14 protein-coding genes are annotated in these 12,330 nt (G+C 64.5%); 2 read left to right on the plus strand and 12 right to left on the minus strand.

From position 1 onward, the window contains the following. Positions 1–12: 12 nt before the first annotated feature. From GN331_RS14530 to GN331_RS14545, 4 genes are all read right to left on the minus strand, one after another. Entirely contained in the window at positions 13–1,044 is a 1,032-nt protein-coding gene (locus tag GN331_RS14530; RefSeq protein WP_156643018.1) for a copper resistance protein B, read from the minus strand. Further along, positions 1,041–2,834 carry a copper resistance system multicopper oxidase gene (locus GN331_RS14535; RefSeq protein ID WP_156643019.1) on the minus strand — a complete coding sequence of 598 codons (1,794 nt, stop codon included), beginning with the start codon at positions 2,832–2,834 and terminating at the stop codon, positions 1,041–1,043. Before GN331_RS14535 ends, GN331_RS14530 begins: the two co-directional genes overlap by 4 nt. A gap of 81 nt (positions 2,835–2,915) precedes the next feature. After that, a complete protein-coding gene (locus tag GN331_RS14540) occupies positions 2,916–3,320 on the minus strand; it encodes a CopL family metal-binding regulatory protein (protein WP_197427163.1) in 405 nt (134 codons plus the stop codon). A 34-nt stretch (positions 3,321–3,354) separates the two neighbouring features. Continuing rightward, positions 3,355–3,588, minus strand: a complete 234-nt coding sequence (locus GN331_RS14545; protein ID WP_156643020.1) for a heavy-metal-associated domain-containing protein — start codon at positions 3,586–3,588, stop codon at positions 3,355–3,357. Positions 3,589–3,731: 143 nt separating this feature from the next. On the opposite strand from GN331_RS14545, the gene GN331_RS14550 reads away from it, so the two are divergent. Both GN331_RS14550 and cueR read left to right on the plus strand, forming a co-directional pair. Beyond that, positions 3,732–5,939, plus strand: a complete 2,208-nt coding sequence (locus GN331_RS14550; RefSeq protein WP_269448222.1) for a heavy metal translocating P-type ATPase — start codon at positions 3,732–3,734, stop codon at positions 5,937–5,939. Between the two features lie 11 nt (positions 5,940–5,950). After that, entirely contained in the window at positions 5,951–6,409 is a 459-nt protein-coding gene (cueR, locus tag GN331_RS14555; protein ID WP_156643022.1) for a Cu(I)-responsive transcriptional regulator, read from the plus strand. A gap of 279 nt (positions 6,410–6,688) precedes the next feature. Here the strand turns inward: cueR and GN331_RS17040 are convergent, their stop codons facing one another. The 8 genes from GN331_RS17040 to GN331_RS14590 all read right to left on the minus strand — a co-directional run bounded on the left by GN331_RS17040 (position 6,689) and on the right by GN331_RS14590 (position 12,297). After that, positions 6,689–6,889 carry an HGGxSTG domain-containing protein gene (locus GN331_RS17040; RefSeq protein WP_425489300.1) on the minus strand — a complete coding sequence of 67 codons (201 nt, stop codon included), beginning with the start codon at positions 6,887–6,889 and terminating at the stop codon, positions 6,689–6,691. A gap of 121 nt (positions 6,890–7,010) precedes the next feature. Further along, complete coding sequence (locus tag GN331_RS14560; protein WP_156643023.1) at positions 7,011–7,547, minus strand: hypothetical protein; 537 nt, start codon at positions 7,545–7,547, stop codon at positions 7,011–7,013. Continuing rightward, the gene (locus GN331_RS14565) at positions 7,537–7,770 is read right to left on the minus strand and encodes a helix-turn-helix domain-containing protein (RefSeq protein WP_156643024.1); all 234 of its coding nucleotides are present in this window, start codon (positions 7,768–7,770) and stop codon (positions 7,537–7,539) included. The genes GN331_RS14560 and GN331_RS14565 overlap by 11 nt, the downstream gene beginning before the upstream one ends. A gap of 91 nt (positions 7,771–7,861) precedes the next feature. Then, positions 7,862–8,581, minus strand: coding sequence for a hypothetical protein (locus GN331_RS14570; RefSeq protein WP_156643025.1), 720 nt, complete (start codon positions 8,579–8,581; stop codon positions 7,862–7,864). Positions 8,582–8,587: 6 nt separating this feature from the next. Next, positions 8,588–9,916 carry a tyrosine-type recombinase/integrase gene (locus GN331_RS14575; protein ID WP_156643026.1) on the minus strand — a complete coding sequence of 443 codons (1,329 nt, stop codon included), beginning with the start codon at positions 9,914–9,916 and terminating at the stop codon, positions 8,588–8,590. A gap of 433 nt (positions 9,917–10,349) precedes the next feature. Continuing rightward, entirely contained in the window at positions 10,350–10,964 is a 615-nt protein-coding gene (locus tag GN331_RS14580; RefSeq protein ID WP_156643027.1) for a tyrosine-type recombinase/integrase, read from the minus strand. Between the two features lie 109 nt (positions 10,965–11,073). Further along, a complete protein-coding gene (locus tag GN331_RS14585) occupies positions 11,074–11,289 on the minus strand; it encodes a hypothetical protein (protein WP_156643028.1) in 216 nt (71 codons plus the stop codon). A 630-nt stretch (positions 11,290–11,919) separates the two neighbouring features. After that, entirely contained in the window at positions 11,920–12,297 is a 378-nt protein-coding gene (locus tag GN331_RS14590; RefSeq protein WP_156643029.1) for a hypothetical protein, read from the minus strand. Positions 12,298–12,330: the final 33 nt, after the last annotated feature.

Genomic DNA, 12,330 nt, shown 5'->3' on the forward strand with positions numbered 1-12,330 from the left:
TTTGCATTCCCCTTAGAACCAGACCCTAACGCCCGCAACGATGCGGGTGTCGCTCTTGTCTTCGCCCAGCGCGCGGCGGAAGTCCGCCGTGTCACCGAACGCGCGTTCATGCACGACACCGATGTAGGGCGCGAACTTGCGATGCACCTCGTACCGGAGGCGCAGCCCCGCCTCCATCGTCGACAAGCCCGAACCAACGCCGCGGCGCTCGTCGTCCTTGCCGTTGAAGTTGGCTTCAACGAGGGGTTGCAAAATGAGCCGATTGGTCAGCAACAGCTCGTACTCGGCTTCGATGCGCGCCGCCGTCCGACCCGACGCCCCAAGGTACGCGGTCGCTTCCACTTCAAACTTGTAAGGCGCGATGCCGACGACGCCGATGGCAGCCCAGTCTTGCGAAGCACCTGGTTTGAAGTCATGGCGCACGCCACCGACGACATCCCACCAGCGCGCGATCGGCCGGCCGTACATGACTTCGAGGTCGGCGGCTTCGGTGCGGTCATCGACGCGCTCACCTTCGGAGCGCAGCCACAACTTGTCGGTATCGGTGCCGACCCACGCCTGCCCTTCCCATGCCAGCCCGTTGCCGTGGTCGGCATCGAAAGCTTCAAGGCGGTTGAACATGACCTTCGAGTGCACCGTGTTGTCATGCACAGGGTGGTCGTGCGCGGGAGGTCGCGCAGCTTCGCGGTCTGCGTCGGTCAACTCGGGAATGGGCGTGCGCAGCGCGCCGGGCGCACTCATCGAGTGGTCCATCTGCATCTGCGAGTGGTACATCGTCGATCGGTCCATCTGCATCTGCGAGTGGTCCATCGTCGAGTGGTCGACGGGCTTCTCCGCGGCCGGCTTGCTCACAGGTTTCGGCTTCGGCTTCGGTTTCCCCGCAGGTTTCGGCGCCGCCTTCGGCTGCGGCGCTGCCTTCGGCGACTGAGCGGGTTGCGGCATCGGCATCGTCATCGGCATCGACGAATGATCGTGATGCTGCGCGGCCGCGCCGGTCGACAAAAGTAAGCCCACCGCAAGGGTCGTGATCGAGCGCGTCTTCATTCTTCGACCCTCACTTCGCGCATCATTCCGGCTTCCATGTGGAACAACAGATGGCAGTGGTACGCCCAGCCGCCGAGCGCGTCGGCGCGAACGCGATAACTGCGGCGCGTGCCTGGCGGAATGTCGAGCGTGTGCTTGCGCACCTGGAAGTTGCCTTGCTCGTCTTCGAGGTCGCTCCACATGCCATGCAGGTGGATCGGGTGCGACATCATCGTGTCGTTGACCAGCACGATGCGCAGGCGCTCGCCGTAGTTGAGTCGCAACGGTTCGACCTGCGAGAACTTCTGCCCGTTGAAGCCCCACACGAAGCGTTCCATGTGTCCGGTCAGGTGCAACTCGATCTCGCGACCAGGGTCGCGGCCATCGGGGTCCTCGAACGCGCTCTTCAACATCCCGTAGCTCAGGACAGCGCGACCGTTTTCGCGCAAGCCGATGCCGGGGTCGTCGAGTCGCGGCGTCGGCGACATCGTTTGCATGTCGATGAAGGGGTTATTCGACTCGCTCGCCGGATGCGTTTGCATCGATGCGCCTTGGCCCATGGCCGACATGTCGTGGCCCATCGCCGCATGGTCCATTCCGGCCATGTCGTGTTGCATGCCGTCGTCCCCCATGCCGGGCATTTCGTGGCCCATCGCGCCGTGCCCCATGTCCGCCATCGTCAGGATCGCGCGCGGGTCGAGCGCGGGCACCGGCGCGCGCAGACCGTCGCGCACCGCGAGCGTGCCGCTGATGTAGCCCGTGTGGGCCATGTCCTGCGCGAAGATCGTGAAGGCATCCTGCCCGGTGGGTTCGACGATCACGTCGTACGTCTCCGCAGGTGCCATGCGGAACTCGTCGATCGTCACCGGATGCACGTACTGGCCATCCGCCGAGACGACCGTCATCTTCAAGCCGGGAATGCGCACGTCGAAGTACGTCATCGACGAACCATTGATGAAGCGCAGGCGCACTTTCTCGCCGGGCTTGAACAAGCCGGTCCAGTTGGCCAGCGACGTCGCGCCATTCATCAGGTACGTGTAGGTGTTCGCGTTGACGTCCGACAGGTCGGTCGGCGTCATCCGCATCTTTCCCCACATCTTTCGATCGTCGATCGTGGCCGACATACCGTCGCGCTTCGCGTCACGCATGAAGTCGCCGACGGTGCGCTTGTAGTAGTTGTCGTAGCCCGGCATTATTTTCAGGCGCGCGAACAACGCTGACGGGTCGAGGTCGGTCCAGTCGGTGAGCATCACGACGTGCTCTCGGTCGTACGAGAACGGCTCCGGCGCGATGGGATCGATCACGAGCGGGCCGTACAAGCCCGCCTGTTCCTGGAAGCCCGAGTGGCTGTGATACCAGTACGTGCCGCCCTGCTTCACGGTGAAGCGGTAGTTGTATGTTTCGCCGCGACCGATGCCGTTGAAGCTGATGCCCGGCACGCCATCCATGTTCGCGGGCAGCAAGATGCCGTGCCAGTGAATCGACGCTTCATGGCCATGAATCGAGCCGGCGGGCAGCGCGTTGCTCACGCGCAAGTTGACCGTCGTACCCTCCTTCCAGCGCAACAACGGCGCGGGGATGGACCCGTTCACGGTAATGGCCGTGCGCGTCCGGCCAGTGAAATTTGCTGGCGACTCGCCGATGACGAGATCGAACTCGGTGCCACTCAACGTGGCGTTACGAGCCACCCCAGGCGACGCACGCAGCGGCAACCCGCCGAAGCCGGCGAGCACGCCTGCTGCGGCAAGCCCTTGCAGGAACTGACGGCGCGCCGGGAATGCAGGCGCACCACGATAACGATCGGAAGACATCCAACCACTCCAAGAAATCGGGTATGCGTGCGCGATCGAGCGCGCACGAGCGGTAGCGCCGCTAAGGCGCTGGGAGACCGCTTAGCCGATGGGAGGTCGGATCAGATTGGGTAGCGCGCGACTCGCGAACGAGACGCGCAGCGCGGCGACGGGCGCAGGCGATGCGCCTGACTGCGTGGCAAACGACTGCACCGACAAAATCGTCGGCACATGCGAAACGCAACTGCACAGGCAAGCACCCGGTGGGCAGCAATCGTCGTGCGACGGCGGCGTCGACGACATGGGCGCGTCGTGATCAGCCGTCATCGCCGCATGCGTCATTGACTGCATGTCGGGGCACGGCTGGTCGGCCGACTGCGTGACGTCGGACGTGGTGACCATGCCTGCCCCGGACGCCATCAACGTGCTCGCATAGACCGCCGACGTGCCGTTCGCCACGAGGGCGATGCACAGCAGCAGGCGGAGGAGGATGGCGCGCAGACGCATGGGGACACTTTACCCCAAGGCAGCGAAGGTCAGGTCAACTGCAACCACAACAGGCTTTTTTCGGGGCCGCCGTCGACTGCGGTTCGACGCCATAGCCTTCCGCCTCGATGGCCGCCATCGCCAACCCCTGATCGATGCCGCCCTCGATGGTCACGGTCTCCGCGTCGAGGTCGACGTCTACGCGGGCGTTCGGATCAATGGCCCGAATGGCCTTGGTGATGATGCCGACGCAGTGGCTGCATGCCATGCCCTGGACGTTCAACTTCATGGTGCTTCTCCAACGGCCCGGATGGCCGAGGGGGTGACCCTGAGGCTTCCCCCGGTGGGAAGGTCAAGGAAACCGAGGCGGTTGACCTTCCCATCATAGGAAGGTGGATGGTCCGCTCCACCCATCCCCCCGAGGCCATCTCCATGAACGCCATCGCAGTCCCCTCGAAAGCTTCGTTGCGGACGTCCGAGTTCGCAGTCGAAGGCATGACATGCGCGTCGTGCGTGGCCCGAATCGAACGCGCCCTGCGGAAGGTGCCGGGCGTCATCGAAGCGACCGTCAATCTTGCGACCGAGCGTGCAACCGTGCAGGTCGGCGATGGTATTGCCGACGACGTGCTTCATGGGGCGGTGATCGACGCCGGGTACGTCGTGAACGCTGGCGTGCGCGCTGAGACGATCTCAGGGCCACCTGCGGCACGCGGTCTGTCGACGGAAGCACGGAACCTTGTCGTCGCCGCGCTGCTGTCGTTGCCGCTCGTGCTGCCGATGGTGGGCATGCCTCTCGGCCGACATTGGAGCCTGCCGGGGTGGTGGCAGCTCGCCCTCGCGGCGCCGGTGCAGTTCTGGTTGGGGCTGCGCTTCTACAAGTCCGCGTGGAAGGCACTGCGCGCAGGCACCGGCAACATGGACCTGCTCGTCGCGGTCGGCACATCCGCCGGCTTCGGGTTGAGCGTGTTCAATCTCCTGCGCGCTCCCAACCATTACGGCGACTGGCCCCTCTACTTCGAGGCGTCGGCCGCGGTGATCACGCTGATCCTGCTCGGCAAGTGGCTGGAAGGCCGAGCGAAGCGACAAACGACCGACGCAATTCGTGCGCTGCAAGCGTTGCGACCGAACTCGGCGCGTGTGCTGCGCGGTGGCGTCGAGCAGCAGGTCGCGATCGACGCAGTGGCGGCGGGCGACATCGTCGTCGTGCGCCCTGGCGAACGATTTCCCATCGATGGCGACGTGGTCGAGGGGCGCACACATGCCGACGAATCGTTGGTGACCGGCGAGTCGTTGCCTGTTGCAAAAGTCGTCGGCGACCGCGTCACCGGCGGCGCCGTCAACGGCGAAGGCCGGGTGACGGTACGCGCAACCGCGGTCAGCGCGGAGAGCGTACTTGCACGGATCATCCGAATGGTCGAAGACGCGCAGGCCCGCAAGGCGCCGATCCAGCAAATCGTCGACAAGGTGAGCGCCGTGTTCGTGCCGATCGTCGTGTTGATCGCGTTGGCGACTTTCGCGACATGGGGGTTGGTCACCGGCGATTGGAGCGCGGCGATCCTGCACGCTATCGCGGTCTTGGTAATCGCATGCCCCTGTGCCTTGGGTCTGGCAACGCCGACTGCCGTCATGGCCGGCACGGGCGTGGCCGCGCGCGCCGGCGTGCTGTTCAAGGACGCCGAGGCACTGGAACTCGCGAGGAACGTTGCGATCGTCGCCTTCGACAAGACGGGTACGCTCACGGAGGGCAAGCCGGTGCTCGCGCAGCGGGCGGCCGTCGACGGCGATACCCGCGAATTGCTCCGCCTTGCCGCGGCGCTGCAAGGTGGCTCCGAGCATCCGCTCGCGAAGGCCGTCGTCGTCGCCTACGACGAACCTGTCGCGACTGCCGACGACCTGCACGCCGTTCCTGGTCGTGGCTTGCGTGGCTCGGTCGAAGGACGTGCCCTTTTCCTTGGAAGCACCGTCTGGATGCGCGAGGAAGGCGTCGACCTGTCGCCATTGGCCGAACGCGAAGCCCTGCTGGCGGCGTCGGGCCACTCGGTCTCCTGGCTCGCCGAGCGCACCCGCGACGGTGCGCGGCTCCTCGGCCTTCTGTCGTTCCGCGACCAACCGCGTCACGGTGCACGCGAGGCGATCGCACGGCTGCACGGCATGGGCCTGCGTACCGTGATGATCTCCGGCGACAACCGCGGCGCAGCCGAGGTGGTCGCGCGCGCACTCGGCATCGATGAAGTCCGCGCGGAAGTGTTGCCGGAAGGGAAGGCCGACGTCGTGCGCGAACTTCAGCTCGAAGCCCGCGTTGCGATGGTCGGCGACGGCATCAACGATGCGCCCGCACTCGCCGCCGCCGACGTCGGCATCGCGATGGGCAGCGGCACCGACGTCGCGATGCACGCCGCAGGGATCACCCTGATGCGTTCCGATCCGGGCCTCGTCGCCGACGCGATCGACATCTCCCGCCGCACTACCCGCAAGATTCACCAGAACCTGTTCTGGGCCTTCGGCTACAACGTCGTCGGCCTTCCACTCGCCGCGATGGGGCTGCTCGACCCCGTGATCGCCAGCGCCGCCATGGCCTTCTCCTCGGTCAGCGTTGTGTCGAATACCCTGTTGCTGCGCCGCTGGACGCCCGCCCCGTGAGGTCCCTCGCCATGCCCCGCCACGCCCCCCGCCCCGAACTCTCCGACGCTAAGCAGCAGGGCATGCACAACATCGGCGAGGCTGCCGCGCTGACCGGCGTCAGCGCGAAGTCGATCCGCCATTACGAGAGCATCCACTTGATGCCCGAAGCGGGTCGCACGTTCGCAGGCTACCGCCTCTACACCGACGACGACCTGCACCGCATCCGCTTCATCAAGCGCTCGCGGTCACTGGGGTTTTCCATGAAGCAGATCCATGACCTGCTCGGGTTGTGGGACAACAAGCGACGCAGCAGCGCCGACGTCAAGAAGCTTGCCCGTGCGCATGCCGACGACCTCGACGCGCGCATCAGGGAAATGGAAGCGATGAAGCGCACGCTCGAACATCTGGCGAAGCGCTGCCACGGTGACTCGCGACCGAGCTGCCCGATATTGGATGACCTGGCAAGCAGCGACGAAATGATCAGATAGCGGCGCACGTGCCGCGCGGCGCGTGGAGGTCGATGGGCGCATTGCAGGACCCGAATTTCCTGTGGGCCGGTACTTGCAGCCCACCCCCTTCCGCAGCGGCGGGGGGCCACGGTGATTCACCGTGAACTCCGGTGATTCGGCTGCCGTTGTCGTGGCGCATGCCGAGGACGCTGTCGGCCATGTGTTTAGGGCACCCCCGACAAAAGCCCCCCGGTCGCCTGACAGTTCAGTGCGTCCCCGGCCTTCCCGCACCACCTAGTGTCGATAGGCAACAGTTTCCTAAGGTCGATTCGCGCGGGCGCGCGCAGCGAAGACCCGCGGCAAGTTTAGCGCGACTTTCTCCTTTCCCTCGTCCGTGCGTGGGCCGGTCGAGTACCCGCCATGCCATTTACATCGACCGCACGCGCCGACCGGCTTCGCGTTGCACTTCCCGCCCGCCTGCGTCAACGCGCCGCATCGTATGACGAACTTCGTCTTCATGGCGTCGCACCAAAGTCATTCGCGCGCGCGCACGCGCCAAGGAGATTTCGGGTGACAGGAGCGAACTAGGGCTGCGCCCGCTGGTAAATCTAAGAAGGTGTACGCAGCCGGACTACAAGAGTCAGCACGCACGGTGCGACTCGTACACATCCGGACCAGTGTCGGCGTCCATCGACTTCCGAATCGACGTTTTGGTACGGATCGGGACCACATTGGTACGGTCTTGGACTACGACTTTCGCGTCCCGCCACCAGTTCGGCGCCACGGTCGTGGGCGGCTCGTGGTGCTTGCCCCCGCACTCGTCGATCGGCCACCAGGTCACGGCGTAAAGGGAACAGCGATGCCGCCCGCCTTGCCGCGTGAGCATGATGAAGCCCGATGCGAGCAACTCTTTCTTCGCGCGGTCCAACGTGCTCGGGCTGTGCCATCCGCGCTTCTTTACCTGCGTGTACGACGCCGAGAAGTCGCCGTTGTTCTTGCCGCGAAATTGACGGGCCAACTCGATGAGCAGCTTCGTCGCGTGGGCGGACAGAGCACCGAACTGCAACGAGTTGAGGACCTCGTGCGGGATACCGACGAACGGCTTGGTCGCCTGCCTGCCCTTATTGCGCGCACGTCGCTTGCTGGATCGCGGCACCTTATTCAGGTCAACCTTCATCGCCGACTCCGTCCGAGGCGGCGGATTTCGGTTCAACACGACCACCGGCGATGAAGGCGTCCAAATCCTCGATCGCGTAACAGACTCGACGACCCAGCTTCGAGTACGCGGGGCCGACGCCGTTGGTGCGCCAGTCTTGCAGGGTGCGCGCCGTCACCGGCCCGAGGTACGCGGCGGCCTCGCGTTCGCTCAGGCGACGCCGTTCGTGGAGGATCACAGCCATCTGCTTCACCGTTTCGCTACGCCTAGTGCGGCGGGACGGCGCGATCTTCGGCCCGGCCCCCGGGGGTCAAAGTCAGCGAAAAGGGGGGTGATTACATCTTCGGGTCCAAGTTCTCGATGAACCCTTCGAGTTCCTTCCGGTCCGCGCCGTCGATCAGGTCGACCAAGTCGGGACGCTTCGTGCGGATGTCGCGCTGACGCAGTTCGCCGAGCCGGTACTTGCCGGTTTGCAAGTGAGCGCGCGCCTGCGCAACGCTACGCTCGTTGAAGCGCACTTCGAGGTCCTCAGCGGCGAGGCGCCCGAGAAGCTCGTAGTCGCTCGTTGCCGGTCGGTGGGGATTCGGCAGCAGGTCGAGCACGGCGAAGGCGTCGACGAGGTCATCGCGCGTGGGCGCAGCGTTCGACGCCAGGGACTTGATCGCGAGGAGGCGCTCGATGAACTCCGCAGCGTGCCGGAGCACCGGCGCCTCGTCGACCTGCAAGACGTCGACCGCGACGCGCAGCTTGCTCCATGCGCTCTCGTCGACCTTGCGTTCTCCGGGCGCTCGCGTGATCCGCAGCCGATCGAGAAGGCCGGCGAGTTGATCACGCGCGGGGCTACGGTGCCCAGATGCATCCTTCAGTTCCAGCAGCGCCTCGATGAACTCGGTCACGCCCTTGAGCATCGCGGCGTCGGAGTAGCGCACGTCGAGTTCCAGCATGATCGCGCGCACGACGATCCAGGCGCTCGCCTCGTCGCCTGCGCCGGCCCTGTCGATCGCGCGCGTTTGCCATTCGATCTCTTCTTGCCGGTCGTGCACGTTCGCCTCCATGTTCCGTTAGCGCCGCCGCCCGAGGGGCTTCTTCAACTCGATGACCTTCCCCTGATGGCCAAACACCCTCGCCTCCAAGCGCTCCATCGGCGCGCGCAGGCGACTCACGTCATCGGTCAGATAGCCGGCCGTCACGTCGCCGCCCTCGCTGTGCGCCACGATGCGCTTGAGCGCGTACGCCGACACATCCATGGCTTCCAGTACGTTGAGTGCCGTGCGCCGGAGGTCGTGCGGGGACCAGACGATGCGCTCGCCGTCGCGGTCGACGATCTTGTCGGTAAAGTGCTTCGTGACCCTCCCGAAGGGGCGCAAATCGTCTGGTTCGTCGATCGACTTCGGCAGGCCCGGGAAGACATACGTGGTGGACCGACGCACCGCCAAACGCCCTCGAAGCATCGCCATGATCTCGGCCCCGAGCGGCAACGAGTGCTCGGACTTGCCCTTCATTCGGTCGGCGCCGATCGTGATCGTCTTCGATTTGAAGTCGACTTCGTCCCACCGCAGTCCAGCGGCGCTCGACCATCGCAACGCGGTGCACAGCAGGAACAAGGTCAGGTCACGCTGCGTGCCGGTGAGGTCGGGCGGCAAGTCATCGGGCAGCGCCCTGACGGCGCGCACGAAGTCGTCGAGTCGGTCGCCCAGCGTCCGCTTGCGGCGGCGCACGTTGCCCCACGCGCCCGTCGCCGTGATCTGCGCCGCCACGTCCGGCAAGTCGATGTTGCGCGTGACCTTGAGGTAGTTCACGACGGCCCGCAGCGCGCGTGCGGCGCCGTCGGCGCGGCTCGGGCTGGCGGTGATGCGCTTGCGCGCCGAAGCGCTCTGTACGCGCGCCTGCGAGCGCAGGGGCCGGGTCTTCCGATCACGGTGTCGTTTGAGCACGACGTCGGGCGTCAGGTCGATCAGTGGGCGATCCCAGTAGTCGCCGAACGTGGTCCGCAGATCGCGCTCGTAGGTGCGACAGGTGGCTTCGCGCAGGTCCTTCTCGGCAAAGTAGATGTCCAGCCCTTCCCGAAGGGTCAGGCCGCGCCGCAAGTTGTCCTTCTTCCGCTGGCGCTTCTCGGCGTTCGGGTCGATGCCTTTCTGCATGTCGCCGACGAGGACGAGCGCACGCTTGCGCGCTTCGCTGGCCACGATGTCGTCGGCCTTGCCGATGTGGACACGCTTCATGTCGCCGCCGGGGATGCGCTTGAGTACGCTCCAACTCGCCGACTTCGTGCTCACCCGCAGCCGCAGCGCGGACACCTCGGCGTCCTGGTATTCCGGGCGCTCGCCGGGACGCACCTCCGCGCGAAGCTTCTTGACCTGGGCTTCGGTGAACCGGACGACGATGGCCATGACGACCTCCTCGGGTAGCACCGGGGTAGCAGGAAAGGCCGCTACTGTCGGTGTTCGTCCGTAGGCTACCGCGTCTAAATGCTTGATGTAAGGGGTTAAATCGTAGTACGCCGTAGATCACCGATGAGCGGCAACTAGGATTGAAAATCCCCGTGTCGGGGGTTCGATTCCCTCCCCGGCCACCAGTGATTTCAAAGGGTTGCGCGAAAGCGCAGCCCTTTTTCTTTGAACGGAGACTTGGCGGTGCCCGTTGGGTGCCCCTTCGCAATAGTCTCGCGGCGCCCCCTTGCCGGATGGGGCGAAGGCCGCTCGCCCATTGAGCTGGGTCCGCCCCCGGCACATTCGCGCCGAAGTCATACGCGCTCGCGCCCGCCCGCGATGCGGCGGGAAATTCCGGAAGAGTCGGCCACCTGATTGCCGCTGCAGCTACAGGTCAAACTTCGGTTTGTTCAGCCATGCTAAGAGCGTCGTCTACCTCGACGCCCAGATAGCGGACCGTGCTCTCGATCTTGGTATGGCCAAGCAGTAGTTGTATGGCACGCAGGTTCTTGGTGCGTTGATAGATCAGAGATGCCTTCGTACGCCGCAGCGAGTGCGTGCCGTAGCCGGGCTCGCCGAGTCCAATGCTTCGCATCCATCCTTTGACGATGCGAGCGTACTGCCGCGTCGAAAGGTGAGAACCGTCATGTTGGCGGCTCGGGAACAAGTAAGCATCCGGCGGCAGATGCCGAAATTCGATCCATTCGGTCAGAACGTCGCGGGTCGCTTGGCTGATTTCAAATTGCACCGGGCGTCTGGTCTTGCGCTGGATCACGCGCGCACGCGGCGCAATCTGGGCCCCGTGCGTCACGTCGCGCACATGCAGGCTAACGAGGTCGCATGCCCTGAGCTTACTGTCGATGGCCAAATCGAAGAGGGCGAGCTTCCGAATGTCCCCTTCGAGTTGAAGGTGGAATCGGATGGCCCATATTTCCTTGAGCTTGAGTGGGGATTTCTGCCCCACGAGCTTGCCTCTATTCCAAGCTGCTCTTTTGCACGGTTTGTTCATGACGTCCTCCGTTCCCGAACCGGGAGGAGAACTTGGGCTCACGGCCGATTACTGCCCGGTGAGTGTCCGCTATCGGCCAGAAGCGGACATTCGCGAACGCTGCGCAGGACTATCCGTTAGAGGCTGCCATCTCGCGCATAAATTCCCGAGCCGCGGCAAGCGCCTCGTTAGGCGTGGACCCCGTTTCAAAAGATCGTTTCCACGTATTGCTGTCACGCACCAAGTACGCCACGGTTGACCATGCAGCACGCGAGGGTTCAAAGCGCTCGACGCGCGCTAAAACAAGCCCGCACTTCGTTTCCATCTCGATTTCACGCAGTTCCATGCTGGACTCCATCGCAAACCAGAGGCAGCCAGGGCCTGGCGGCTCATACGCTCGCACTTTAATCGGGGCTTGCGGCGGAGTGAAAGATCAGCGGTGGACGTAGGTCCGCAAAAAAGGCCCCCGAGGGGGCCGGGGCCTTTGTCGGAAACGGGGCGGTGGAGACCGCTGCCTCGACGCAGCCGGGGGATCGGGCTCCCGCCATCTAGCGGTGTCGTATCTCGGGCGGCTGAAGCAAATCGGCCAACGGTTTGTTTTGCGCTACAAGGCCCCACGGGGTTGTCGGTCAAGACCGCTTTAGCCTTTACAGGCCGTTGACCTCGGGTGAATCCCAAGGGGCGACCATGCAGAGCCATGAGGATTTGACTTGGTTCGATCCGGAGCAGTCCTTCTACGGGGAGCAGTGGGACTTAGCCTGGCGAATTGGCCAGTCTGCGGGGAAAGCTTCCGTCAGGCAGGACTGGGCAGAAGTTGCCCCAACACTTGAAGCCTTGTGGTTGGATCTAGGCGACGGCAAGTCGTGGTACGAGGCGCGCCCGGCCATCTACGCGGCGTGGCGCGCGGCCAAAACGCAGCAGAGAACTGAGGGTCCGCGCTAGCTCATGTTGCTTTCGGCCAGAAGCGGACATTCGCCTAGCCCAAATTAGCGAGCCAAACGACCGCCTGCTCGCGACGCTCAAATACTTGGAAGGGGATATTTCGCACTAGTGCTGCTGTGGCGGCGGGCTTAGCGTCGAGACTCGAAATTCCGACCATGGCCACGCCCCGGTGGCAGAAGAACTGATCGATGATTGCACGGGCCATGTAGTCCACCCGAGCTTGATCGTCCGGCTCGCGGTCTTCGCGCCCCACCACCAACGATGCGTCCAAAAAATTTATCAAGACCGGAAGGCGCTCACTCACACTTTCGGCCTTGAGGGCAGCCAAGGCGGAAACCCGATCGGCGTAGCGAACTTCGCCGGTATGCACGACTTCGACGAACTCCGGCCCGACTATGATTTGATGCGCCACTGCGATGACCTGCTCGGGGACCAATGTGCAACA

The sequence above is a fragment of the Noviluteimonas gilva genome, assembly GCF_009740395.1.
Classification (GTDB): Bacteria; Pseudomonadota; Gammaproteobacteria; order Xanthomonadales; family Xanthomonadaceae; genus Noviluteimonas; species Noviluteimonas gilva.

Excerpts from the sequence above, each read along its gene's own strand:
- GN331_RS14530 (WP_156643018.1), bottom strand. The coding sequence starts at position 1,044 with ATGAAGACGCGCTCGATCACGACCCTTGCGGTGGGCTTACTTTTGTCG.
- GN331_RS14535 (WP_156643019.1), bottom strand. The coding sequence starts at position 2,834 with ATGTCTTCCGATCGTTATCGTGGTGCGCCTGCATTCCCGGCGCGCCGT.
- GN331_RS14540 (WP_197427163.1), bottom strand. The coding sequence starts at position 3,320 with ATGCGTCTGCGCGCCATCCTCCTCCGCCTGCTGCTGTGCATCGCCCTC.
- GN331_RS14545 (WP_156643020.1), bottom strand. The coding sequence starts at position 3,588 with ATGAAGTTGAACGTCCAGGGCATGGCATGCAGCCACTGCGTCGGCATC.
- GN331_RS14550 (WP_269448222.1), top strand. The coding sequence starts at position 3,732 with ATGAACGCCATCGCAGTCCCCTCGAAAGCTTCGTTGCGGACGTCCGAG.
- cueR (WP_156643022.1), top strand. The coding sequence starts at position 5,951 with ATGCCCCGCCACGCCCCCCGCCCCGAACTCTCCGACGCTAAGCAGCAG.
- GN331_RS17040 (WP_425489300.1), bottom strand. The coding sequence starts at position 6,889 with ATGAAGACGAAGTTCGTCATACGATGCGGCGCGTTGACGCAGGCGGGC.
- GN331_RS14560 (WP_156643023.1), bottom strand. The coding sequence starts at position 7,547 with ATGAAGGTTGACCTGAATAAGGTGCCGCGATCCAGCAAGCGACGTGCG.
- GN331_RS14565 (WP_156643024.1), bottom strand. The coding sequence starts at position 7,770 with ATGGCTGTGATCCTCCACGAACGGCGTCGCCTGAGCGAACGCGAGGCC.
- GN331_RS14570 (WP_156643025.1), bottom strand. The coding sequence starts at position 8,581 with ATGGAGGCGAACGTGCACGACCGGCAAGAAGAGATCGAATGGCAAACG.
- GN331_RS14575 (WP_156643026.1), bottom strand. The coding sequence starts at position 9,916 with ATGGCCATCGTCGTCCGGTTCACCGAAGCCCAGGTCAAGAAGCTTCGC.
- GN331_RS14580 (WP_156643027.1), bottom strand. The coding sequence starts at position 10,964 with ATGAACAAACCGTGCAAAAGAGCAGCTTGGAATAGAGGCAAGCTCGTG.
- GN331_RS14585 (WP_156643028.1), bottom strand. The coding sequence starts at position 11,289 with ATGGAACTGCGTGAAATCGAGATGGAAACGAAGTGCGGGCTTGTTTTA.